Here is a 21,905-nt window from a genome sequence, read left to right on the forward strand (position 1 = left end):
CATATGGAACGCATCCCTATTCTGCGCATGGGCGACCTGCTGCTGGTGACGATCCAGGTCGACATGCATGACCGCCTGGCGATGACCCTGCAGGACGACCTGACCGAGCGTATCGTCAGCGATGGCGCCAAGGGCGTGCTGATCGATATCTCGGCGCTGGACCTGGTCGACTCCTTCATCGGCCGCATGATCAGCAACACCGCTGCCATGGCGCGCGTGCTCGATGCCCAGACCGTGGTGGTCGGCATGCAGCCGGCGGTCGCGATCACGCTGGTCGAACTGGGGCTGACCCTGCACGGCGTGAAGACCGCGCTGAACGTCGAGAAAGGCATGGCTCTGTTAGGAAAGAATCACTTCTGATGAGCGCAGCTCATAACACCGCAGTCTCGTTCGAGACCGGTCTGCTCGACAAGCACCGGGCGTGGCGCACTGCGCGCCTCAGCCTGCCGCTGCGGACCGACGAGGACGTCGTCTACCTGCGCAAGCATGTGCGCGAGCACGCGGTTGCGATCGGGCTGTCGCTGGTCGACCAGACCAAGCTGGTCACCGCCGCCAGCGAACTGGCGCGCAACACCATCAAGTACGGCGGCGGCGGCGAAGTCCACCTCGACGATCTGCTGGATGGATTCAAGAAGGGTGTCGGCCTGCACTTCGTCGACAACGGTCCCGGCATCCCCGACCTCGACCTGGCCCTGCGCGACGGCTATACCACCGGCGGCGGCCTGGGCCTGGGCCTGAGCGGCTCCAAGCGCTTGTGCGACGAATTCGAGATCGACACCCGTCCGGGAGAGGGCACGGCAGTGTCCATCGTCAAATGGAAACGCTGATCAGTTCCCTGCAGCCGCAGATCGTCTTCCCGATCCTCCATGCCAGCGACGTCGCCGCGGCGCGCCGCGCCGGCCAGAAGCTGGCGGATGCGCTCGGCTTCGCGGAAGTGCAGGCCGGCCGGCTGGCGATCGTGATCACGGAAGCCGGCACCAACATCCTCAAGCACGCGGGCGAGGGCACGCTGTACATCATGCGCGCGCAGTCCGGCGTGGACACGCCCGGCATCGACGTGCTCGCGGTCGACAGCGGGCCCGGCATCCGCGACCTCCAGACCAGCCTGCGCGACGGCGTTTCCACCGCCGGCACCGCCGGTACCGGCCTCGGTGCGCTGCACCGCCAGGCCGACGAGTTCGACGTCTGGACCGCGCGCGACCGGGGCGCCGCTTTCTTCATGCGCCTCTGGAGCACGCCGGCGCCGCCTGAACCCTGCGGCATCGAAGTCGGTGCGCTGTGCGTGCCGCTGGCCGGCGAAGACGAAAGCGGCGATGGCTGGGCGGTGTCCTGCAACCGCGACGGCGCCAGCATGCTCGGCGTGGACGGCCTCGGCCACGGGCCGGAAGCGCACAAGGCTGCCGCCGGCGCCATCGGCGCGCTCGAACGGCGCCCGGGCGCCGCGCCGGCCGAGACGCTGCAGGGGGCGCACGAGGCGCTGCGCACCACGCGCGGCGCGGCGCTGTCGGTGGCGCGCATCGATTATGCGGCGAACGCACTGCGCTTTGCCGGCATCGGCAACGTGGCCGGCGTGGTCTACGACGGCGAAGGCCGGCGCGCCATGGTGTCGCACAACGGCATCGTCGGCAACAACATGCGCAAGGTGCAGGAGTTTGCCGTCGACTGTCCGCCGGGCGCGCTGGTGATCCTGCATTCGGACGGCATCCAGACCCAGTGGGACCTGAAAGCCTATCCCGGCCTGCTCGCCCGCACGCCGGCAATCGTGGCCGGTATCCTGATGCGCGACTTCATCCGCCGCCGCGACGACGCGATGGTGCTGGTGGGCCGCCGCCGTGGAGGACACGCATGAAAACCCAGCGCGTGCTGAATCTCGCGCTCGACAACGACCAGGACGTGGTGCTGGTGCGCCAGCGCGCGCGCCAGGTGTCGCAGCTGCTCGGCTTTTCGCAGCAGGACCAGGTGCGCATCGCCACCGCCGTCTCGGAAGCGGCGCGTGCCGCCTGCCAGCTGCGCTTCGGCGGGCGCGCCGTGTTCCAGTTGCGCGATGGCGGCCGCGGGCAACAGCTGGAAGTGACGGTGGGCGCCGGCCCCGGTGCCGGCGGCGAGCTGCAGCATGACGCCGTGGTCACGGCACACCGCCTGATGGACCAGTGCGAGGCCGCGGCCGGCGCACCGTCGATCACGATGTGCAAGGCGGTGCCGCCGCAGGACTACATCGACGGCGCGCGCCTGCTGGAAATCGGCAACCAGCTGGCCAAGGACAGCCCGGTGGCGAATACCTACCTCGAGGTGCATCTGCAGAACCGCGAGCTGGCGGCGACGCTGGCCGAGCTGCGCGAGCGCCAGGAAGACCTGCTGTCGCTGACGCGCGAGCTGGAAGACACCAACCGCGGCATCGTGGCGCTGTACGCCGAGATCGAGGACAAGGCCGAGCGCCTGCGCAAGGCCGACGAGATGAAGTCGCGCTTCCTGTCCAACACCAGCCACGAGCTGCGCACGCCGCTGTCGTCGATCCGCGCGCTGGCCCAGCTGCTGCTGGGGCGCATGGACGGCGACCTCACGCTCGAGCAGGAACGCCAGGTCAAGTACATCGAAACGGCCGCCAACGACCTGTCGGAGCTGGTCAACGACCTGCTCGACCTGGCCAAGATCGAGGCCGGCAAGGTCGAGGTGTTTCCGGCGCCGGTGGTGGTCGAGAACCTGTTCCGCGCCCTCAAGGGCATGCTGCGGCCGCTGGTCGACGACGACCGCGTGGAGCTGGTGTTCGAGTCGGTCGACGACGTCGCCCCCTTCGATTCGGACGAGGGCAAGATCGCCCAGATCCTGCGCAATTTCATTTCGAATGCCCTGAAGTTCACCGAGCAGGGCACGGTGCGCGTGCTGGCCTCCGAGGATGCCGCCGGCGGCGAGATCCGCTTCCAGGTGGTCGATACCGGGATCGGCATCAGCCCGGACAACCTGCAGCTGATCTTCGAGGAGTTCAGCCAGATCGAACACCCGCTGCAGCGGCGCAGCAAGGGTACCGGCCTCGGCCTGCCGCTGTGCCGCAAGCTGGCGGACCTGCTCGGCGGCCGCGTGGAAGTGGAAAGCCGGGTCGGGCAGGGCTCGACCTTCAGCCTGATCCTGCCGCGCCGCTTCACGCCGCCGGCCGAGCCAAGCAATTGACGGACACACGACGATGAATGCCACCACCATGATCCTGAATGTCGATGACAACGACGGCGCCCGCTACGCCAAGACCCGGATCCTGCAGAGCGCCGGCTTCGGCGTGATCGAAGCCACCAACGGCACCGACGCGCTGGCGATCGTGCGCCGCGGCGAAGTGGCCCTGGTGCTGCTCGACGTCAAGCTCCCCGACATCAACGGACTTGAAGTCTGCCGCCGCATCAAGGCCGACCCCGACAGCGCAGCCGTGCTGGTGCTGCAGACCTCGGCCGCGCTGACCGGCCGCGCCGACAAGATCCGCGGCCTCGAAGGCGGCGCCGACAACTACCTGGCCGCGCCGATCGAGGCCGACGAACTGATCGCCAACGTCAACGCGCTGCTGCGCATGCGCCAGACCCAGACCGCGCTGCGCGAGAGCGAGGAGCGGTTTCGCCAGCTGACCGACAACGTCGAAGATGTGTTCTGGATGTTTTCGCTGCCCGCGCGCACGCTCGAATACGTCAGTCCGGCCTATGCTGCGATCTGGGGCCGCAGCGTCGAGGCGCTGCAGCAGCAGCCGAACAGCTGGCTCGAGGCCGTGCACGTCGACGATCGCGGCCACGTGAACGCGCTGTGGAACGCGCTCCCGGCCGAACCGCATTACGAAGCCGAGTTCCGGGTCGTGATGGAAGACGGTGGCGTGCGCTGGGTACGCGACCGCCTGTTCGCGGTGCGCGACCGCCGCGGCGAGGTGTACCGGGTGGCGCGCGTCACCAGCGACATCACCCGGCGCCGCGAGATGGAAAGCCTGCTGCGCGCGGCCGACGCCAACAAGAACGAATTCCTGGCGACGCTGGCGCACGAACTGCGCAACCCGCTGTCGCCGATCCGCAATGCGGCGGCGCTGCTGGGCGCCGCCGGACCGGGCGCGGAAGAGCGCCAGGCGCGCGCGCGCGAAGTCATCGCGCGCCAGGTCGACCACCTGGCGCACCTGGTCGACGACCTGCTCGACGTGGCGCGCATCTCGGAGGGCAAGATCGCACTGCGCAAGGAAGAGGTGGAACTGGGCAGCGTGATCGCCCAGGCGATCGAGACCGCCGGCCCGCTGATCCAGGCGCGCGAGCACACGCTGGACGTGGCCACGCCGCCGCAGCAGGTGTGGGTCGCGGGCGACCCGGTGCGCCTGGCCCAGTCGATGGGCAACCTGCTGCACAACGCCGCCAAGTTCACGCCCAAGGGCGGCCACATCCGGGTCGAGGTGACGCTGGACGGGGACGTGGTCCGCATTGCGGTGCAGGACAACGGCATCGGCATCGCCGAGGACAACCTGTCGCGCATCTTCGGCATGTTTGCACAGGCCGCGGTGCCGCCGGACCGCGCGCCGGAAGGCCTCGGGATCGGCCTGTCGCTGGTCTCGCGCCTGCTCGAGATGCATGGCGGGCGCCTGTCTGCCACCAGTCCGGGCATCGGCCTGGGCAGCACCTTCACGATGGAGCTGCCGGTGCTGCGCACCACGTCCACACAACAGGCGGCGCCGGTTGCAGAGGAGGCATCCTCTTCTGCCAGTGGCGGACGCCGCGTGCTGCTGGTGGACGACAACGTCGACGCGATGGAGATGATGGCCTTCCTGCTGGCCGAGATGGGCTACGATGCCTATACCACGGCCGATGCGAGCCACCTGGAGGCGCTGGCGCTGGAAAAGCAGCCCGACGTGATCGTGCTCGACATCGGCCTGCCGGGTGTCGACGGCTACGAGCTGGCGCGCATGCTGAAGGCGCATCCGGTGCTGAAATCGATCCGCCTGGTGGCGCATACCGGCTACGGTTCGCCGGAAGACCGGCGCAAGGCGCAGGCGGCGGGCTTCGATGCGCACCTGGTCAAGCCGGCCGAGCTTGACGACCTGGAAAAAGCGCTGCAAGGCTGATCGTTTGGCGTCCACGCGTTCAGCCATAAGGTGCGTCAACGCACCGTAACGCGGCCGGCACGGGGCTAACCTGCCTCCATCGACATCAACGATTGGAGGTCATCATGCCCCGTGGCGCCAGCCCCAAACGCGAAAAAGAGTTCAAGAAGCTCGAAACCGAGTTCAAGAAGGAGCACCGCTACCCTGGCCGCGAGGAAGAAGTCGCTTCCCGCATCGTCAACAAGCAGCGTGCCGAGCACGGCGAGACCAAGCAGTCGTCGCATGGCGGCTCCAAGCAGTCGGCGAAGAAGTAAGCAGTCGGCCGGTCTCATCAAAAAGCCTCCCGGGTTCAGCCCGGGAGGCTTTTTTTATCCCCGTGGCCAGGCCGGCGCCGGCAGGGCATGCGGGCCAGGCCCCGGATTCTGCAGTTCGTCGCATGCCGCTGGCTTGCCCGATGCCAGAAAGGCTATCCTTTTTCGCACGATGGTCTGGAACATCGGCCGGCTTGCTGGTAGTGTTTTCAGTACAACAAGAACAGGATGCGGACATGCAGATGACGATGAGAACGGCGCTGGGACTGGCGCAGGCGGGCTTCTGGGCCGCGGTCGGGATGGCGCAGGCGGCCCCTGGCGGCTATGCCGACGACCCGGCCGAGTTTGCGCGGGAAACCCGCCAGATCGATGCCCGCGTGGTGCGCGTGCGCCTGGAGGGCGTGATCGGGCTGCAGATCCGCCAGGGCGCGGCGCCGGCACTCACGCTGAGCGGCGAGCGGCGCTGGCTGGCCAAGGCCGTCACCGCCCAGAACGGTGACACCCTGAACATCGGCAGCGAGGTGCATGGCCGCATGCGCATGGGCGGCCTGCAGGCCGAGCTGACCCTGCCGGCGCTGCGCGAGGTGAGCTCCGAGAGCCTCGGCTCGACCGACATCAGCGGCTTCTCGGGCGAGGAACTGACCTTGAGGCTGGACGGCGCCGGTTCGATGCGGGTGGCCGGCCATTACCGGCTGGTGCGCGTCAACCTGGGCGGCATCGGCAGCATGCGCCTGGACGGCCTGGACGGCGACGGCGTCGAGCTGAACCTGCAGGGCGCCGGCGTCGTGACCCTGAACGGCCGCGCGCGCTGGCTGAAGGCCGACCTCGGCGGACTGGGCAGCCTGGACGCCCAGCAGTTCAACGCCGACAACGTCGACATCGACCTGTCCGGCCTGGGCAATGCCCGGGTCACGGCGCGCCAGAATGCCAGCCTCAACCTGTCCGGGCTCGGTTCGGTGACCGTGTACGGCAAGCCGCTCAACCGCAAGGTCGCGGTCGACGGCCTGGGCAAGGTGAGTTGGAAGTGAAAAAACTCGCGCTCGCCATCCTGTTCGTTCTGGGCCTGCACTGCAGTGCCATGGCCGGCTTCCTCGAGGGGGCCAGCGCCTACAACGCGCGCAACTACGCGCTCGCCCTCAGGGAAGTCACGCCGCTCGCCAGGGCCGGCAATGCCGACGCCCAGCACCTGCTCGGGCTGATGTACTACATGGGCCGCGGCGTGCCGCGCGACTACAAGCAAGCCTTTTCGTGGCATTACAAGGCCGCGCTGCAGGGCAAGGCCGACGCCCAGTACGTGATCGGCGCCATGTACTACACCGGCAACGCGGTGCCCCAGGATCACGCGCTGGCCGTGCAATGGTTCCGCAAGGCGGCCGAGCAGGGCCACCCGGATGCCCAGCACGCGCTTGGCCTGATGTACCGCTACCACGTGGCCGGCATGCCGCAGGACGTGGTGCTGGCCTACATGCTGATGAACCTGGCCGCCGCCAGCGGCCACCGCAACGCCGTCGAACAGCGTGCGGGGATCGCGCGCCAGATGAGCCAGGAGCAGATCGAGGAAGCGCAGGCGCTGTCGCGCAGCTGGAAGCCGGGCACGCCGCTGCCGGCGCAGTCGCGCACGGGCGCCGGCGCCGGCTGACTATCGATCTGATGGCAAGTGGCGGACGACATATCCTTGCGGTGCAGTCCTACATGCCGATGATGGCGAACGCATCCGTGGACGCCTAAGATGAGTTTATCTTCACCCAGCTGTTCCACGGCTCAACCAATGGAGGGCATCGTCATGGCATCGAATCAAGGCGGCAAGGGTAGCAAGGGTAACAAGCAAAGCGGCGACACCAGCAACCGCGGTTTCGCATCGATGGACCCGCAGAAGCAGCGCGAAATCGCCTCAGAAGGCGGCAAGGCGGCACACGCATCGGGCAACGCCCACGAGTTCACCTCGGAAGAGGCGCGCCGGGCCGGCTCGATGAGCCACAAGAACGACGGCAACCGCCAGAGCCAGGGCGGCAGCAGCCGGCAGGACGGCAACGAGGGCGGCGGCGGCATCCGCGGCGGCTCGCCGGAACAGCACGCCAGGGCCGGTTCGCAGAGCCACAAGAACGACAAGAAGTAATCAGTAGCTAAGTCGGGCCGTGGCCACCGCCAGCCTCGGCTGGCGGTGATCACGACCCGGTATCCTGCCAGTTTTCACCGACATGCCGCCAGCATGCCGGCTTTACTCGAAACTTACCTGTAAGACGAACCCGACTGCAGCGAACCGGCCTGCAGGTAGCCGCCACCCAGCGAACGGAACAATTCCAGCGGCACCGCCGTGCCCATCGCCTGGTAGCCGAGGTCGTTCGGGTGCAGGTGATCGCCGCTGTCGTAGGCCGGCAGGAAGCGCGCCGGGTGGCTCGGATCGCGCGTGACGCGGTCGAAATCGATCACGCCGTCGAACTCGTCGCTGGAGCGGATCCAGTTGTTGACGGCCTGGCGCACCACTTCCTTCTCGGGCGAGTAATAGCCGGCGCCCTCGAACGGGGTCAGCGTGGCCCCGAACACGGCGATCCCTTTGGCATGGGCGCGCGCGATCACCTGGCGGTAGCCGGCGATCAGGTCGTTGGCCGTCACCGGATTGGTGGCCGAGCTGTTGCCGATGTCGTTAATCCCGATCATCAGCGTCATGTAGCGCACGCCGGCGGTGGCCAGTACGTCGCGGTCGAAACGCTCCTGGATGCTGCGTCCGGCCAGCGAGCCTTCCGGCGGATTCGACAGCAGGCGGTTGCCGCTGATGCCGCGGTTGACCACGCCGAGGGCGGCATTGACGCCGGCAACCGGGTCGCGCACGATCTGCAGGCGCCGTGCCAGCCAGTCGGGCCAGCGGTTGTTGGTGTCGGGCGTGCTGCGGGTGCCGTCGGTGATCGAGTCGCCCAGCGTCACGATGGCGGCGCCATTGCCCGTCACGTCGACTTCCGTCAGGAAGGGCCAGGACAGGATCGTGCGCTGGGTCGGGAAGGTGGCGGCGCCGGTGAAATCGCCGCCCGGCAGCGACACGTAGTTGGTCTGGCTGGCGGTGCCGTGGATGGTGGTGGCGCCCTGGGTGCCCGGCAGGTACAGGCTGATGGCGAGATCGGACAGCGCCGGCACGTTCAGGTCGACCGGGTCGGACAGTACCGGCGCGCCGGGCGGGATCGTGATGCCGGGGAAGCCGCTGAAGGTCAGCGGACGGTCGCTGCCGGGCTGGATGTCGGCGCCGCCGGCACGCAGCGCGATGTGGGCGCCGCCGATGCGCAGCGGCGTCGACCCCATTTCATTCGACAGGCGGATCCGCACCCGCGTGCCGCCGATGCTGGTATGGACGATCAGGCGCACGGTCTGGTCGGTGAAGGTCTGGGTATTGGCCGGCAGCGGCGGCCCGCCCGGACCGGCACCCCAGGTGCCGACCCAGCGGTCGGCATTCCAGCCCTGGGCATAGACCGGCGGCGGCTGCCAGGACAGTACCGCGGCCAGGCCGATACCGGCCAGCAGGAAGCCGCGCCGTGCGGCCTGGGGGGTGGAAGGACGCGGCAGCCATGCCGCGAAGGTTCTGCGCCCGGCGTCCAGCAGGGCAGGCAAACTGAGCTTCATTTTTCGCTCCTTTTGTGATGCGTCCATGGCGCCGCGCGGAAAGCGCGATGCGCTATGCATGGGCTCGCCAAGCCAATCTAAGCGGGCTCGGGCATAACAGCAAGGGCAGGGCGGCGGCAATCCTTGATCTGGCGCGAACCCAGGGCGCATAGCCGTGTAAACAAGAATTTGTTAGCGTTATCAAAGGCTTGCACGGATGTGCTCGCTTGGACGCACCCGGGCGCTGGCGTACAATTGCTCTTTATTTAACTAAGGTGCGATATGCAAGCGATCGAAATAACCCAGCCCGGCGGCCCGGAAGTCCTGCAGCCGTGCGAACGTCCCCTCCCTGAACTCAAGCCGGGCGAGATCCTGATCAAGGTGCGCGCCGCCGGCGTCAACCGCCCCGACGTGTTCCAGCGTCTCGGCCAGTATCCGGTGCCGCCCGGCGCTTCCGACCTGCCGGGCCTGGAAGTGGCCGGCGAGATCGTCGACGGCGACCTCGGCGACAGCGGCTTCGAGAAAGGCGACCTGGTGTGCGCGCTGGTGCAGGGAGGCGGCTATGCCGAATACTGCGCCGCACCGCTGGCGCAATGCCTGCCGGTGCCGCAGGGCCTGAGCCTGCTGGAAGCGGCCTCGCTGCCCGAGACCTTCTTCACCGTGTGGAGCAATGTGTTCCAGCGCGCCGGCCTGAAGGAAGGCGAGACCCTGCTGGTGCAGGGCGGCAGCTCGGGCATCGGCGTCACCGCGATCCAGGTCGCGAAGGCGCTGGGTCACCGCGTGTTCGCCACCGCCGGCACGCTTGAGAAATGCCGCGCCTGCGAGGAACTCGGGGCCGAGCGCGCCATCAACTACAAGGAAGAAGACTTCGTGGCCGTGGTCAAGGAGCTGACCGGGGGCAAGGGCGTCGACGTGGTGCTCGACATGGTCGGCGGCGACTATGTCGCGCGCGAAGTGTCCTGCCTGGCCGACGACGGCCGCATCGTGATCATCGCGCTGCTGGGCGGGGCCAAGGCCAACGTCGACCTCGGCCAGGTGCTGCGCCGGCGCCTGACGATCACCGGTTCGACGCTGCGCCCGCGTCCGATCGCGTTCAAGGCGCAGATTGCGCGCGAATTGCGCGAACGCGTGTGGCCGCTGCTGGCCGCCGGTACGATCAGGCCCGTGATCTACAAAACCTTCCCCTTGAGCGCGGCTGCCGAGGCGCATGCGCTGATGGAGAGCAGCACCCACGTCGGGAAGATCATGCTGGATTTGGAAATTGCGTAAGGAAATTGAGATGCAAGCAACATGCAAGGTCAACCAGCGTTTGACCGACTTTTCAACGACCGCTAAAATAGCGGGTTATTTGACCGTGGGGTTTTGATGCGTGCCAAACTCATCGTAGGCAATTGGAAGATGAATGGCAGCCGCGCGGGCAACGCAACGCTGCTGGCGGACATCGCCGCGGGGTTGACCGATGCGCCCGCCGCTTGCGCGGTGTGCGTGCCGTCGCCTTACCTGCAGCAATGCGAGGAAGTGCTGTCGGGCACCCCGATCGCCTGGGGTGCGCAAGATGTATCGGTGCATGGCTTCGGCGCCTTCACGGGCGAAGTCTGCGCCAGAATGCTGTCCGAGTTCGACTGCCGCTACGTGATCGTCGGCCACTCCGAGCGCCGTGCCTACCATATGGAAAGCAGCGCGATGGTGGCCAGCAAGGCACTCGCGGTGCTGCAGGAAGGCATGACGCCGATCGTGTGCGTCGGCGAAACCCTGGAGGAGCGCGAGGCGGGCCAGACCGAAGCGGTGGTCGGCGCCCAGCTCGATGCGGTGCTGGAACAGCTGGACGCGGATGCGGTGGCGAAGATCGTGGTCGCCTACGAGCCCGTATGGGCCATCGGCACCGGCAGGAATGCGACGCCGGAGATGGCGCAGGCGGTGCATGCCCACCTGCGCAGCCGCATCGCGGCACGCAACGGCGCGGCGGCGCAGCGTATCGCCATCCTGTACGGCGGCAGCATGAAGCCGGACAATGCGGCGGCATTGCTGGCGCAGCCGGACATCGACGGCGGGCTGATCGGTGGGGCAGCATTGAAAGCCCAGGATTTTCTGGGCATTATTCATGCTGCAAAGTAATTCAGTACTGAGTGATTGATGTTGTCGCCCGGGCTCAGGCCCGGGTTTGTAGTTAAACCTTGGAATGGAATAAATAATGAACGTGTTGTTCAATCTGATCGTCGTGGTGCAAGTCGTGTCGGCGCTGGCCATCATCGGCCTGGTGCTGGTCCAGCATGGCAAGGGTGCCGACATGGGTGCCGCCTTCGGTTCCGGCGCCTCCGGCAGCCTGTTCGGCGCCAGCGGCTCGTCGAACTTCCTGTCGAAGTCGACCGCGGTCGCCGCCGCCGTGTTCTTTGCATCGACGCTGGCCCTGGCCTACTTCGGCAGCAGCCGTCCGCATGCCAGCGTCCGCGGCGGCGTGATGGAGAACGTCACGATTCCGGCCCAGAAGGCGCCGGCACTGCCGGCCAACCCGGCGGACGCCGTCCCGGGCGCAGTGGCGCCGGCCAACCCGGCCGACGCCGCACCGGCTGCCGCAGCACCGGCCACGCCGGCACCGGCAGCACCGGCAGCACCGGCCAAGTAATTCCCCATCGATCGCGCCGCGCCCGGCGCGCGCATTGCCGGGCAGGCCAGAGGCCGACAGCAGACCGTCCACGACGGTTCCCTGCTGTCGGCCTTTTTCATTGGGCGCACGCCCTTGTGAAAGAGCGAATTTACGGCCCCCAAACCTGCCGCCGACCTTGCCGACGACGCCTCTTCCGTATAAGATGTCTTATATAAGACAGTAGATAGAAGTATTGATCTACAACGATGCGAAGCACGGCGTTCCGACCGCCGCGCGCACCGGTTTGCAGTGGGGCTAATTGCTCCAAAGCAGGGCGGCGGCAGCATCGGCACTTCGCAGAAGGGGTGAAGTGCGAATCCGGTATTCAAAAAGTCGAGAAAAATAGTATTTCTGCTTGTACTAGGTCAATTTGATCATTGATAAAACCTAGTAAGACAATGTAGAATACTGGTCTCCAGCCGACGTGGTGAAATTGGTAGACACGCTATCTTGAGGGGGTAGTGGCGCAAGCTGTGCGAGTTCGAGTCTCGCCGTCGGCACCAGAATACAGAAAGCCAGTTAGGGCGCATGAGCTACGCTCTTTGCCTTAACTGGCTTTTTTACGAGGATTTGTCGGAGGCTTTGAAGAACCGTCGCGAAGCGGTGGTGATTCAGGCCCGAGAAGCCCAGTCCGTACCGGGGAAGCGTTTGCTTCCACGGCGCGGCGAGCCTCGAAGGTCAGGATTGCAACGCGTAGCAGGTGATTCACAGTCTCCAGTCGCTTGTTCCTGGTGGATGGTATCGAAGCCAGGATCGAGCGATTGTGGTACTGCAGTATCTGCAGTGTTTATCAACGATCGTTCAGCCAAGGCTTCACTGTGAACCTCGAGAACTATTTCCCCGTCCTACTCTTCCTGCTGATCGGCACCGTCGTCGGTCTCGCATCGCAGTTCCTCGGCCGCGTGGTGGGTCCCCACCGTCCCGACGCAGCCAAACTGTCACCGTATGAATGCGGCTTCGAAGCCTTCGAAGATGCGCGCATGAAATTCGACGTCCGGTACTACCTGGTCGCGATCCTGTTTATTTTGTTTGATCTGGAAACGGCATTCTTCTTCCCCTGGGGCGTCTCGATGCGCGAACTGGGCTGGCAGGCGTTCTTGACGATGATGGTCTTCATCGCCGAGTTCGTCGTCGGTTTCTGGTACATCTGGAAGAAAGGTGCCCTTGATTGGGAATAAGCCATGGCTATTGAAGGCGTTTTAAACGAAGGTTTTGTTACCACCACAGCCGACAAGCTGATCAACTGGGCACGCACCGGCTCCATGTGGCCGATGACGTTCGGCCTGGCCTGCTGCGCGGTCGAGATGATGCATGCGGGCGCAGCCCGTTATGACCTCGACCGCTTCGGCGTCGTGTTCCGTCCGTCGCCGCGCCAGTCCGACGTGATGATCGTGGCCGGCACCCTGTGCAACAAGATGGCACCGGCACTGCGCAAGGTCTACGACCAGATGGCCGAACCGCGCTGGGTCATCTCGATGGGCACCTGCGCCAACGGCGGCGGTTACTACCACTACTCCTACTCCGTCGTGCGCGGCTGCGACCGCATCGTGCCGGTCGACGTGTACGTTCCCGGCTGCCCGCCGACCGCGGAAGCGCTGCTGTACGGCATCATCCAGCTGCAGAACAAGATCAAGCGCACCAACACCATCGCGCGTTAATACAAGCCGGTCCCAAACACCATGACGACAAAAATCGAAGCCCTCGAACTCGCCCTGAAGAATGCTCTGGGCGAGGGCGCTGCCATTACCGTGGCGCTGGGCGAAGTAACGGTAGTTGTGAAGGCCTCCGAGTACCTGGCCTCCATGCAGAAACTGCGCGACGATCCGGCTCTGCGTTTCGAAGAGATGATCGACCTGTGCGGCGTCGACTATTCCTCGTACGGCGAAGGCACCTGGGACGGCCTGCGCTTCGCGGTGGTCGTGCACCTGCTGTCGATCGAGCACAACTGGCGCGTACGCGTACGCGTGTTCTGCCCGGACGACGACATGCCGCTGGTCCCGTCGATCACCGGCATCTGGCGCTCCGCCAACTGGTTCGAGCGCGAAGCGTTCGACCTGTTCGGCATCCTGTTCGAAGGCCACGGCGACCTGCGCCGCATCCTGACCGACTATGGCTTCATCGGCCATCCGTTCCGCAAGGACTTCCCGATCTCGGGCTATGTCGAGATGCGCTACGACCCCGAACAGAAGCGCGTGATCTACCAACCGGTGACGATCGAACCGCGCGAAAACATTCCGCGCGTGATCCGCGAAGAAACCTACGGGATGAAATAATGGCTGAGCTTAAGAACTACACCCTGAACTTTGGTCCGCAGCACCCGGCAGCGCACGGCGTGCTGCGCCTCGTGCTCGAGCTGGACGGCGAAGTGATCCAGCGTGCCGACCCGCACATCGGACTGCTGCACCGCGGCACCGAAAAGCTGGCCGAGACCCGCACCTACCTGCAGTCCGTGCCTTACATGGACCGCCTGGACTACGTCTCGATGATGTGCAACGAGCACGGCTACGTGCTGGCGATCGAGAAGCTGCTAGGCCTCGAGGTGCCGATCCGCGCCAAGTACATCCGCACGATGTTCGACGAGATCACGCGCATCCTGAACCACCTGATGTGGCTGGGCGCGCACGCGCTGGACATCGGCGCCATGGGCCCGTTCCTGTACGCCTTCCGCGACCGCGAAGACCTGTTCGACGTGTATGAAGCGGTGTCGGGCGCGCGCATGCACGCGGCCTACTACCGCCCGGGCGGCGTGTACCGCGACCTGCCGGACCAGATGCCGCAGCACAAGCCGTCGCTGGTGCGCAGCCAGAAGGCCGTCGACGAGCTGAACGAAATCCGCCAGGGTTCGGTGCTCGACTTCATCGACGGCTTCACCAAGCGTTTCGACGGCTACGTCGACGAATACGAGACCCTGCTGACCGACAACCGCATCTGGAAGCAGCGTACCGTCGGCATCGGCGTGGTGTCGCCGGAAGACGCCAAGGCAATGGGCTTCACCGGCGCCATGCTGCGCGGTTCGGGCATCGCCTGGGACCTGCGCAAGGTGCAGCCGTACGCCGCCTACGACAAGGTCGAATTCGACATCCCGGTCGGCACCAACGGCGACTCCTACGACCGCTACCTGGTGCGCGTGGAAGAACTGCGCCAGGCCAACCGCATCATCAAGCAGTGCGTCGCCTGGCTGAAGGCCAACCCGGGTCCGGTCATGACCAGCAATCACAAGATTGCGCCGCCGTCGCGCGTGGACATGAAGACCAACATGGAATCGCTGATCCACCACTTCAAGCTGTTCACCGAAGGCTTCCACGTGCCGCCGGGCGAGGCGTATGCCGCGATCGAACATCCGAAGGGCGAGTTCGGCGTGTACATCGTGTCGGACGGCGCCAACAAGCCGTACCGCCTGAAGCTGCGCACCCCGGACTATGTCCACCTGCAAAGCCTGGATGAAATGGCGCGCGGCCACATGATCGCCGACGCCGTGACCATCATCGGCACCCAGGACATCGTGTTCGGCTCGATCGACCGCTAAGACGAACGACCGCCGACATTCAAGAGGCAGAAGAGATTATGTTATCTGAGCAGTGCTTACAAAAAATCGACCGCGAGCTGGCCAAGTACCCGGCCGACCAGCGTCAATCGGCCGTGATGGCCGCGCTGGCCCATGCGCAGGTCGAAAAGGGATGGCTGTCGCCCGAGACGATGCAGGAAGTCGCCGACTACATCGGCATGCCTGCGATCGCCGTGCAGGAAGTCGCCACCTTCTACAACATGTACAACCTGAAACCGGTTGGCAAGAACAAGATCACCGTCTGCACCAACCTGCCGTGCGCCCTGTCGGGCGGCGAGCGGGCAGGGCAGCGGCTGAAAGATGCGCTCGGCATCGATTACCGCGGCACCACCGAAGACGGCCAGTTCACGCTGGTCGAAGGCGAGTGCATGGGCGCCTGCGGCGACGCACCCGTCATGCTGGTGAATAACCACCGCATGTGCTCGTTCATGAACGACGAGAAGATCGATGCCCTGCTGGAGGAACTCAACAAATGACCAGCCTGCACAATCGTCACATCAATCCGCTGATCCTGAAGGACCTGGACGGCGACAACTGGCACCTGGCCGACTACGTCAAGCGCGGCGGCTATTCGGCCCTGCGCAAGATTCTGGAAGAAGGCATCACGCCGGAACAGATCATCGCCGACCTGAAGGCCTCGGGCCTGCGCGGCCGCGGCGGCGCCGGTTTCCCGACCGGCCTGAAGTGGAGCTTCATGCCGCGCCAGTTCCCGGGCCAGAAATACCTCGTCTGCAACACCGACGAAGGCGAGCCGGGCACGTTCAAGGACCGCGACATCATCCGCTACAACCCGCATGCGCTGATCGAAGGCATGGCCATCGGTGCGTTCGCGATGGGCATCACCGTGGGCTACAACTATATCCACGGCGAGATCTTCCAGGAATACCTGCGCTTCGAAGAGGCGCTGGAAGAGGCGCGCGCCGCCGGCTTCCTGGGCGATAACATCATGGGTTCGCAGTTCAGCTTCCAGCTGCACGCGCACCACGGCTACGGCGCCTACATCTGCGGCGAAGAAACCGCGCTGCTGGAATCGCTGGAAGGCAAGAAGGGCCAGCCGCGCTTCAAGCCGCCGTTCCCGGCCTCGTTCGGCCTGTACGGCAAGCCGACCACCATCAACAACACCGAGACCTTCGCGGCCGTGCCGTTCATCCTGAACGTCGGTCCGGAAAACTACCTCGGCATGGGCAAGCCGAACAACGGCGGCACCAAGATCTTCTCGATCTCGGGCGACGTCGAGCGTCCGGGCAACTACGAGGTGCCGCTGGGCACCCCGTTCGCCAAGCTGATGGAACTGGCCGGCGGCATGCGCGGCGGCAAGAAGATCAAGGCGGTGATCCCGGGCGGTTCGTCGGCACCGGTGATCCGCGGCGAAGTCATGATGGACACCGACCTCGACTACGACTCGATCGCGAAAGCCGGTTCGATGCTGGGTTCGGGCGCCGTGATCGTCATGGACGAGACCCGCTGCATGGTCAAGTCGCTGCTGCGCCTGTCCTACTTCTACTACGAGGAATCGTGCGGCCAGTGCACGCCGTGCCGCGAAGGCACCGGCTGGATGTACCGCATGGTGCACCGGATCGAGAATGGCCAGGGCCGCCCGGAAGACATGGATCTGCTGAACAACATCGCCTTCAACATCAAGGGCCGTACCATCTGCGCTCTGGGCGATGCCGCCGCGATGCCGGTGGAAGCCATGATCAAGAACTTCCGCGAAGAATTTGAATATCACATCGAGCACAAGCATTGCTTGGTGCCGACTTACCTCTAAGCAGGTACCGTAAAAATGGTAGAAATCGAATTAGACGGCAAGAAAGTCGAAGTCCCGCCAGGTTCCATGGTGATGGACGCCGCAAACAAACTGGGAACCTACGTTCCGCACTTCTGCTATCACAAGAAACTGTCGATCGCAGCGAACTGCCGCATGTGCCTCGTGGAAGTCGAGAAGGCACCGAAGCCGCTGCCGGCCTGCGCCACCCCGGTCTCGCCGGGCATGATCGTGCGCACCCACAGCGACAAGGCGGTGCAGGCACAGAAGTCGGTGATGGAATTCCTGCTGATTAACCACCCGCTGGATTGCCCGATCTGCGACCAGGGCGGCGAATGCCAGCTGCAGGACTTGGCGGTCGGCTACGGCAAGGGCGAATCGCGCTACGCCGAAGAAAAGCGCGTGGTGGCACCGAAGGAAGCCGGCCCGCTGATCTCGATGGAAGAGATGAGCCGCTGCATCCAGTGCACCCGCTGCGTGCGTTTCGGCCAGGAAGTGGCCGGCGTGATGGAATTCGGCATGGTCGGCCGTGGCGAACACTCGGAAATCACCACCTTCGTGGGCAAGTCGGTCGACTCGGAAGTCTCGGGCAACATGATCGATCTGTGCCCGGTGGGTGCGCTGACGTCCAAGCCGTTCCGCTACTCGGCCCGTCCGTGGGAACTGCAGCGCCGCCGCTCGGTGTCGCCGCACGACTCGCTCGGCTCGAACCTGATCGTCCAGGTCAAGGGCGGCAAGGTCATGCGCGTGCTGCCGCTGGAAAACGAAAGCATCAACGAGTGCTGGCTGTCGGACAAGGACCGCTTCTCGTACGAAGCGCTGGACAATGCCTCGCGCCTGGTCAACCCGATGGTGAAGCAGGACGGCAAGTGGATCGACACCGACTGGCAGACCGCCCTCGAGTACGTCGCCCACGGCCTGCGTAACATCCGCCACGAGCACGGCGCAGACAGCATCGCCGCGATCGGCACCGCCCACTCGACCGTGGAAGAACTGTTCCTGCTGCAAAAGGCGATGCGCGGTTTCGGCGTCGAGAACGTCGACTTCCGCCTGCGCCAGACCGACTTCGCGCTGGACGGCCAGGTCATCCCGTCGCTGGGCATGCCGATCGCCGAACTGTCGAACCTGCAGCGCGTGCTGGTGGTCGGCTCCTTCCTGCGCAAGGACCACCCGCTGGCCGCGACCCGCCTGCGTACCGCCGTCAAGTCGGGCGCCAAGCTGTCGATCGTGCACGGCTCGGCCGACGACAACCTGATCCCGACCGCCAACCGCCTGATCGCGGCGCCGTCGGACTGGCTGGCTGCGCTGTCGGAAATCGTGGTAGCGGTAGCGGCCGCCAAAGGCATCGCCGCGCCTTCCGGCTTCGAGACCATCGACGCCGGCGACGTGGCGAAAGCCATCGCCGCGACCCTGGCCGTCGAGAATGCGACCGACCTGCCGGGCGCCGTCCTGCTGGGCAACGCCGCAGCGAACCACCCGCAAGCGTCGAAGCTGCACGCTGCCGCGCAGTGGATCGCCGAGCAGACCGGCATGACCTTCGGCTACTTCGTCGAAGCCGCCAACACCGTCGGCGGTTACCTGGTCAACGCGGTGTCGAAGAACGCCGCCAACCTGTTCGCGCAGCCCAAGAAAGCCTACGTGCTGCTGAACGCCGAGCCGGAACTCGATGCCGCCAACCCGCAGCAAGCCGTCAAGGCCCTGCAGGGCGCCGAGATGGTCGTCGCGATGTCGGCCTTCAAGCACGGCATGGACTACGCCGACGTGCTGCTGCCGATCTCGCCGTTCAGCGAGACCGCCGGTACCTTCGTGAACTGCGAAGGCCGTGCACAGAGCTTCAACGGCACCGTCAAGCCGCTGGGCGAGACCCGTCCGGCCTGGAAAGTGCTGCGCGTGCTGGGCAACCTGCTGGGCCTGCAAGGTTTTGAATACGACAACTCGGAAGCGATCCGCGACGAGGCGCTGGGCAAGGGCGTGATGGATCACGCCGACAAGCTGAGCAACGTGTCGAAGCTGGGCCTGACCGCTGCCAAGTTCGGCGACGCCGGCCAACTGGAACGCCTGGCCGACGTGCCGATCTACTTCGCCGACGCCATCGCGCGCCGTTCGGAACCGCTGCTGCGCACGGCCGACGCCAATGCGCCGCTGGCGACGATCTCGGCCAAGCTGGCCGAACAGCTCGGCGTACAGGCCGGCCAGCTGGTGACCGTCTCCCAGGGGCAGGGCAGCGTACAGCTGGTCGCCAACGTCGACAGCCGCCTGCCGGCCAACGTCGTGCGCGTGGCTGCCGCCCATGAACTGACCTCGGTGCTGGGCGACATGTTCGGTGCCATCCAAGTAACCAAATCAGCCGTTGCTGCGGCAGGGGAGGCGGCATAATGTCCATGCCTGACGTACTCAACAGTTTTTATGCAGGCGGCGAAAACCTGCTGGGCCCGACCACCTGGACCTTCGCCTGGACGCTGCTGAAAATCGTGCTGGTCCTGCTGCCGCTGATGGGCCTGGTGGCCTATCTGGTGCTGTGGGAGCGCAAGCTGATCGGCTGGATCCACATCCGCGTGGGTCCGAACCGCGTCGGTCCGCTGGGCCTGCTGCAACCGATCTCCGACGCCCTGAAGCTGCTGCTGAAGGAAATCGTGACCCCGGCCAAAGCCACGCCGAGCCTGTTCGTCATCGGCCCTTTGATGACCATCATGCCGGCGCTGGCCGCCTGGTCGGTGATCCCGTTCGGCCCGGAAGTCGCGCTGGCCAACGTCAACGCCGGCCTGCTGCTGCTGCTGGCGATCACCTCGATGGAGGTCTACGGCATCATCATCGCCGGCTGGGCCTCGAACTCGAAGTACTCGTTCATGGGCGCGATGCGCGCCTCGGCCCAGATGATCTCCTACGAAATCCCGATGGGCTTCGTGATGGTGGTGGTGCTGATGGTCTCGGGTTCGCTGAACTTCTCGGACATCGTCGGCGCCCAGGCGCGCGGCTGGTTCGTCGAGCACGGCATCAACGTGCTGTCGTGGAACTGGCTGCCGCTGCTGCCGCTGTTCGTGATCTACATCGTGTCCGGCCTGGCCGAGTGCAACCGCCACCCGTTCGACGTGGTGGAAGGCGAATCGGAAATCGTGGCCGGCCACATGGTGGAATATTCGGGCATGGCCTACGCGATGTTCATGCTGGCCGAATACGCCAACATGATCCTGATCGCGGTACTGGCATCGATCATGTTCCTGGGCGGCTGGGAAGCGCCGTTCTCCTTCCTGAACATCGGCGGCGCCGCGGGCGGTTTCTTCTGGCTGTTCCTGAAGGCCTTCCTGATCGTCTCCCTGTTCATCTGGGTCCGCGGCACCTTCCCGCGTTACCGCTATGACCAGATCATGCGCCTCGGCTGGAAAGTATTCATTCCGCTGACCCTGGTGTGGCTGGTCCTGGTCGCCGGCGTGATGCAGACGCCTTGGAACATCTGGAAGTAAGGACGACAACAAAATGACACGATTGAAAGACTTCGTCGGCAGCCTGATGCTGTCCGAATTGCTCAAGGGACTGGCGCTGACCGGCAAGTATGCGTTCAAGCGCAAGATCACCGTCCAGTACCCGGAAGAAAAGACCCCGATGTCGCCGCGCTTCCGCGGCCTGCACGCGCTGCGCCGCTACCCCAACGGGGAAGAGCGCTGCATCGCCTGCAAGCTGTGCGAAGCGGTGTGCCCGGCCATGGCCATCACGATCGAATCGGCGCAGCGCGAGGACGGCACCCGCCGCACCACGCGCTACGACATCGACCTGACCAAGTGCATCTTCTGCGGTTTCTGCGAAGAGTCCTGCCCGGTCGACTCGATCGTCGAGACCCATGTGCTGGAATACCACGGCGAAAAACGCGGCGACCTGTACTACACCAAGGAAATGCTGCTGGCTGTGGGCGATCGCTACGAGAACGACATCGCTGCCGCACGCGCTGCCGATGCCAAGTACCGCTAATAACAATAAGGCCCAAGCGTAAAGTCATGGAATTTTCAACTGTTCTGTTCTACGTGTTCTCGGCAGTCATGGTGCTGTCCGGGTTGCGCGTCATTACCTCCAAGAACCCGGTGCACGCCGCGCTGTTCCTGGTGCTCGCGTTCTTCAACGCCGCCGGCATCTGGATGCTGCTGAAGGCCGAGTTCCTCGCGATCGTGCTGGTGCTGGTCTACGTCGGCGCCGTCATGGTGCTGTTCCTGTTCGTCGTGATGATGCTCGACATCAACGTCGACCGCATGCGCGAAGGCTTCTGGGGCTACCTGCCGCTGGCCTCGGGCATCGGCGCGCTGGTGGTGCTGGAAATGGCCGCCGTGCTGTGGCGCGGTTTCCTGGGCGCCGGTGACGCGCCTTCGGACGCCGCCGTGGGCCACATCGGCGGTACCAAGGAGCTGGGCCGCCTGATCTACACCCAGTACATCTACGGTTTCGAGATCGCCGGCCTGCTGCTGCTGGTCGCGATCATCGCCGCCGTGGCGCTGACCCTGCGCAAGCGCAAGGACAGCAAAGCCATCGACCCGGCCGCTGCCGTCCGTGTCAAGCGTAACGACCGCCTGCGCATCGTCAAGGTGCCGACGGTGAACCAGAAGGCGATTGACGACGCAGCCGTTGCTGCCGCTGCCGCTGCCAATGCTGCTAACAAGGAGGCTCCGTGACTCTGTCGCTCGCTCACTACCTGATCCTGGGCGCGATCCTGTTCGCGATTTCCGTGGTCGGCATTTTCCTGAACCGGAAGAACATCATCATCCTGCTGATGGCCATCGAACTGATGCTGCTGGCGGTGAACCTGAACTTCGTCGCCTTCTCGCACTATCTGGGTGATGCTGCAGGCCAGATCTTCGTGTTCTTCATCCTGACTGTCGCGGCCGCCGAATCGGCGATCGGCCTGGCGATCCTGGTGGTCCTGTTCCGTAACCTGGACACGATCAACGTGGAAGACCTCGACAGCCTGAAGGGCTAAGCGGTTTGGCTTGTCAACTCCTCGA

The 21,905-nt window shown here is 65.2% G+C and carries 24 protein-coding genes and 1 tRNA gene; 24 read left to right on the top strand and 1 reads right to left on the bottom strand.

Features of this window, described 5'->3' with window-relative positions:
* The first annotated feature begins 3 nt into the window (after positions 1–3).
* The 9 genes from FBX97_RS16575 to FBX97_RS16615 all read left to right on the top strand — a co-directional run bounded on the left by FBX97_RS16575 (position 4) and on the right by FBX97_RS16615 (position 7,474).
* A complete protein-coding gene (locus tag FBX97_RS16575) occupies positions 4–360 on the top strand; it encodes an STAS domain-containing protein (protein WP_141833443.1) in 357 nt (118 codons plus the stop codon).
* Positions 360–827 (top strand): anti-sigma regulatory factor, encoded by a 468-nt coding sequence (locus tag FBX97_RS16580; protein ID WP_141833445.1) that lies wholly within the window; start codon positions 360–362, stop codon positions 825–827. The genes FBX97_RS16575 and FBX97_RS16580 overlap by 1 nt, the downstream gene beginning before the upstream one ends.
* Positions 815–1,849, top strand: coding sequence for an ATP-binding protein (locus FBX97_RS16585; protein WP_141833447.1), 1,035 nt, complete (start codon positions 815–817; stop codon positions 1,847–1,849). The genes FBX97_RS16580 and FBX97_RS16585 overlap by 13 nt, the downstream gene beginning before the upstream one ends.
* Positions 1,846–3,165 (top strand): sensor histidine kinase, encoded by a 1,320-nt coding sequence (locus FBX97_RS16590; protein ID WP_141833449.1) that lies wholly within the window; start codon positions 1,846–1,848, stop codon positions 3,163–3,165. Before FBX97_RS16585 ends, FBX97_RS16590 begins: the two co-directional genes overlap by 4 nt.
* Positions 3,166–3,178: 13 nt before the next feature.
* Positions 3,179–5,068, top strand: coding sequence for a response regulator (locus FBX97_RS16595; protein ID WP_141833452.1), 1,890 nt, complete (start codon positions 3,179–3,181; stop codon positions 5,066–5,068).
* A 104-nt stretch (positions 5,069–5,172) separates the two neighbouring features.
* On the top strand, positions 5,173–5,361 hold the full coding sequence (locus FBX97_RS16600) for a hypothetical protein (protein WP_141833454.1): 189 nt from the start codon (positions 5,173–5,175) through the stop codon (positions 5,359–5,361).
* A gap of 239 nt (positions 5,362–5,600) precedes the next feature.
* Entirely contained in the window at positions 5,601–6,386 is a 786-nt protein-coding gene (locus tag FBX97_RS16605; RefSeq protein ID WP_141833456.1) for a GIN domain-containing protein, read from the top strand.
* The gene (locus tag FBX97_RS16610) at positions 6,383–6,997 is read left to right on the top strand and encodes a tetratricopeptide repeat protein (protein WP_141833458.1); all 615 of its coding nucleotides are present in this window, start codon (positions 6,383–6,385) and stop codon (positions 6,995–6,997) included. The genes FBX97_RS16605 and FBX97_RS16610 overlap by 4 nt, the downstream gene beginning before the upstream one ends.
* A gap of 144 nt (positions 6,998–7,141) precedes the next feature.
* Positions 7,142–7,474: a KGG domain-containing protein gene (locus FBX97_RS16615; RefSeq protein ID WP_141833460.1), complete on the top strand. Its 333-nt coding sequence runs from the start codon at positions 7,142–7,144 to the stop codon at positions 7,472–7,474.
* 113 nt (positions 7,475–7,587) lie between these two features.
* Here FBX97_RS16615 and FBX97_RS16620 read toward each other — a convergent pair whose 3' ends face one another.
* Positions 7,588–8,967, bottom strand: coding sequence for an SGNH/GDSL hydrolase family protein (locus tag FBX97_RS16620; protein WP_141833462.1), 1,380 nt, complete (start codon positions 8,965–8,967; stop codon positions 7,588–7,590).
* A gap of 261 nt (positions 8,968–9,228) precedes the next feature.
* Between FBX97_RS16620 and FBX97_RS16625 the strand changes: the two genes are divergently transcribed.
* The 15 genes from FBX97_RS16625 to nuoK all read left to right on the top strand — a co-directional run bounded on the left by FBX97_RS16625 (position 9,229) and on the right by nuoK (position 21,880).
* Entirely contained in the window at positions 9,229–10,215 is a 987-nt protein-coding gene (locus FBX97_RS16625; protein WP_141833464.1) for an NAD(P)H-quinone oxidoreductase, read from the top strand.
* A 96-nt stretch (positions 10,216–10,311) separates the two neighbouring features.
* Complete coding sequence (tpiA, locus tag FBX97_RS16630) at positions 10,312–11,061, top strand: triose-phosphate isomerase (protein WP_141833466.1); 750 nt, start codon at positions 10,312–10,314, stop codon at positions 11,059–11,061.
* A gap of 76 nt (positions 11,062–11,137) precedes the next feature.
* Positions 11,138–11,569: a preprotein translocase subunit SecG gene (gene secG, locus FBX97_RS16635; protein ID WP_141833468.1), complete on the top strand. Its 432-nt coding sequence runs from the start codon at positions 11,138–11,140 to the stop codon at positions 11,567–11,569.
* Between the two features lie 439 nt (positions 11,570–12,008).
* Positions 12,009–12,093: transfer RNA gene (locus tag FBX97_RS16640), tRNA-Leu, on the top strand.
* Positions 12,094–12,408: 315 nt separating this feature from the next.
* Entirely contained in the window at positions 12,409–12,768 is a 360-nt protein-coding gene (locus FBX97_RS16645) for an NADH-quinone oxidoreductase subunit A (RefSeq protein ID WP_141833470.1), read from the top strand.
* A 3-nt stretch (positions 12,769–12,771) separates the two neighbouring features.
* Positions 12,772–13,248, top strand: coding sequence for an NADH-quinone oxidoreductase subunit B family protein (locus FBX97_RS16650; protein ID WP_141833472.1), 477 nt, complete (start codon positions 12,772–12,774; stop codon positions 13,246–13,248).
* A gap of 21 nt (positions 13,249–13,269) precedes the next feature.
* Positions 13,270–13,863 carry an NADH-quinone oxidoreductase subunit C gene (locus FBX97_RS16655; protein WP_141833474.1) on the top strand — a complete coding sequence of 198 codons (594 nt, stop codon included), beginning with the start codon at positions 13,270–13,272 and terminating at the stop codon, positions 13,861–13,863.
* Positions 13,863–15,116 (top strand): NADH-quinone oxidoreductase subunit D, encoded by a 1,254-nt coding sequence (locus FBX97_RS16660; RefSeq protein WP_141833476.1) that lies wholly within the window; start codon positions 13,863–13,865, stop codon positions 15,114–15,116. The genes FBX97_RS16655 and FBX97_RS16660 overlap by 1 nt, the downstream gene beginning before the upstream one ends.
* A 38-nt stretch (positions 15,117–15,154) precedes the next feature.
* Entirely contained in the window at positions 15,155–15,631 is a 477-nt protein-coding gene (gene nuoE / locus FBX97_RS16665; protein WP_141833477.1) for an NADH-quinone oxidoreductase subunit NuoE, read from the top strand.
* Positions 15,628–16,923 (top strand): NADH-quinone oxidoreductase subunit NuoF, encoded by a 1,296-nt coding sequence (gene nuoF, locus FBX97_RS16670; RefSeq protein ID WP_141833479.1) that lies wholly within the window; start codon positions 15,628–15,630, stop codon positions 16,921–16,923. The genes nuoE and nuoF overlap by 4 nt, the downstream gene beginning before the upstream one ends.
* 15 nt (positions 16,924–16,938) lie before the next feature.
* On the top strand, positions 16,939–19,296 hold the full coding sequence (gene nuoG, locus FBX97_RS16675; RefSeq protein ID WP_141833481.1) for an NADH-quinone oxidoreductase subunit NuoG: 2,358 nt from the start codon (positions 16,939–16,941) through the stop codon (positions 19,294–19,296).
* A gap of 5 nt (positions 19,297–19,301) precedes the next feature.
* Positions 19,302–20,381: an NADH-quinone oxidoreductase subunit NuoH gene (gene nuoH / locus FBX97_RS16680; protein ID WP_370457254.1), complete on the top strand. Its 1,080-nt coding sequence runs from the start codon at positions 19,302–19,304 to the stop codon at positions 20,379–20,381.
* Positions 20,382–20,394: 13 nt separating this feature from the next.
* Positions 20,395–20,883 (top strand): NADH-quinone oxidoreductase subunit NuoI, encoded by a 489-nt coding sequence (gene nuoI, locus FBX97_RS16685; RefSeq protein ID WP_141833485.1) that lies wholly within the window; start codon positions 20,395–20,397, stop codon positions 20,881–20,883.
* A gap of 26 nt (positions 20,884–20,909) precedes the next feature.
* Positions 20,910–21,575 carry an NADH-quinone oxidoreductase subunit J gene (locus FBX97_RS16690; RefSeq protein WP_141833486.1) on the top strand — a complete coding sequence of 222 codons (666 nt, stop codon included), beginning with the start codon at positions 20,910–20,912 and terminating at the stop codon, positions 21,573–21,575.
* Positions 21,572–21,880 (top strand): NADH-quinone oxidoreductase subunit NuoK, encoded by a 309-nt coding sequence (nuoK, locus tag FBX97_RS16695; protein WP_036168632.1) that lies wholly within the window; start codon positions 21,572–21,574, stop codon positions 21,878–21,880. The genes FBX97_RS16690 and nuoK overlap by 4 nt, the downstream gene beginning before the upstream one ends.
* Positions 21,881–21,905 lie beyond the last annotated feature (25 nt).

The organism is Herbaspirillum sp. SJZ107, assembly GCF_006715485.1.
Classification (GTDB): Bacteria; Pseudomonadota; Gammaproteobacteria; order Burkholderiales; family Burkholderiaceae_D; genus Telluria.

Excerpts from the sequence above, each read along its gene's own strand:
- FBX97_RS16575 (WP_141833443.1), top strand. The coding sequence starts at position 4 with ATGGAACGCATCCCTATTCTGCGCATGGGCGACCTGCTGCTGGTGACG.
- FBX97_RS16580 (WP_141833445.1), top strand. The coding sequence starts at position 360 with ATGAGCGCAGCTCATAACACCGCAGTCTCGTTCGAGACCGGTCTGCTC.
- FBX97_RS16585 (WP_141833447.1), top strand. The coding sequence starts at position 815 with ATGGAAACGCTGATCAGTTCCCTGCAGCCGCAGATCGTCTTCCCGATC.
- FBX97_RS16590 (WP_141833449.1), top strand. The coding sequence starts at position 1,846 with ATGAAAACCCAGCGCGTGCTGAATCTCGCGCTCGACAACGACCAGGAC.
- FBX97_RS16595 (WP_141833452.1), top strand. The coding sequence starts at position 3,179 with ATGAATGCCACCACCATGATCCTGAATGTCGATGACAACGACGGCGCC.
- FBX97_RS16600 (WP_141833454.1), top strand. The coding sequence starts at position 5,173 with ATGCCCCGTGGCGCCAGCCCCAAACGCGAAAAAGAGTTCAAGAAGCTC.
- FBX97_RS16605 (WP_141833456.1), top strand. The coding sequence starts at position 5,601 with ATGACGATGAGAACGGCGCTGGGACTGGCGCAGGCGGGCTTCTGGGCC.
- FBX97_RS16615 (WP_141833460.1), top strand. The coding sequence starts at position 7,142 with ATGGCATCGAATCAAGGCGGCAAGGGTAGCAAGGGTAACAAGCAAAGC.
- FBX97_RS16620 (WP_141833462.1), bottom strand. The coding sequence starts at position 8,967 with ATGAAGCTCAGTTTGCCTGCCCTGCTGGACGCCGGGCGCAGAACCTTC.
- FBX97_RS16625 (WP_141833464.1), top strand. The coding sequence starts at position 9,229 with ATGCAAGCGATCGAAATAACCCAGCCCGGCGGCCCGGAAGTCCTGCAG.
- tpiA (WP_141833466.1), top strand. The coding sequence starts at position 10,312 with ATGCGTGCCAAACTCATCGTAGGCAATTGGAAGATGAATGGCAGCCGC.
- secG (WP_141833468.1), top strand. The coding sequence starts at position 11,138 with ATGAACGTGTTGTTCAATCTGATCGTCGTGGTGCAAGTCGTGTCGGCG.
- FBX97_RS16650 (WP_141833472.1), top strand. The coding sequence starts at position 12,772 with ATGGCTATTGAAGGCGTTTTAAACGAAGGTTTTGTTACCACCACAGCC.
- FBX97_RS16655 (WP_141833474.1), top strand. The coding sequence starts at position 13,270 with ATGACGACAAAAATCGAAGCCCTCGAACTCGCCCTGAAGAATGCTCTG.
- FBX97_RS16660 (WP_141833476.1), top strand. The coding sequence starts at position 13,863 with ATGGCTGAGCTTAAGAACTACACCCTGAACTTTGGTCCGCAGCACCCG.
- nuoE (WP_141833477.1), top strand. The coding sequence starts at position 15,155 with ATGTTATCTGAGCAGTGCTTACAAAAAATCGACCGCGAGCTGGCCAAG.
- nuoF (WP_141833479.1), top strand. The coding sequence starts at position 15,628 with ATGACCAGCCTGCACAATCGTCACATCAATCCGCTGATCCTGAAGGAC.
- nuoG (WP_141833481.1), top strand. The coding sequence starts at position 16,939 with ATGGTAGAAATCGAATTAGACGGCAAGAAAGTCGAAGTCCCGCCAGGT.
- nuoH (WP_370457254.1), top strand. The coding sequence starts at position 19,302 with ATGCCTGACGTACTCAACAGTTTTTATGCAGGCGGCGAAAACCTGCTG.
- nuoI (WP_141833485.1), top strand. The coding sequence starts at position 20,395 with ATGACACGATTGAAAGACTTCGTCGGCAGCCTGATGCTGTCCGAATTG.
- FBX97_RS16690 (WP_141833486.1), top strand. The coding sequence starts at position 20,910 with ATGGAATTTTCAACTGTTCTGTTCTACGTGTTCTCGGCAGTCATGGTG.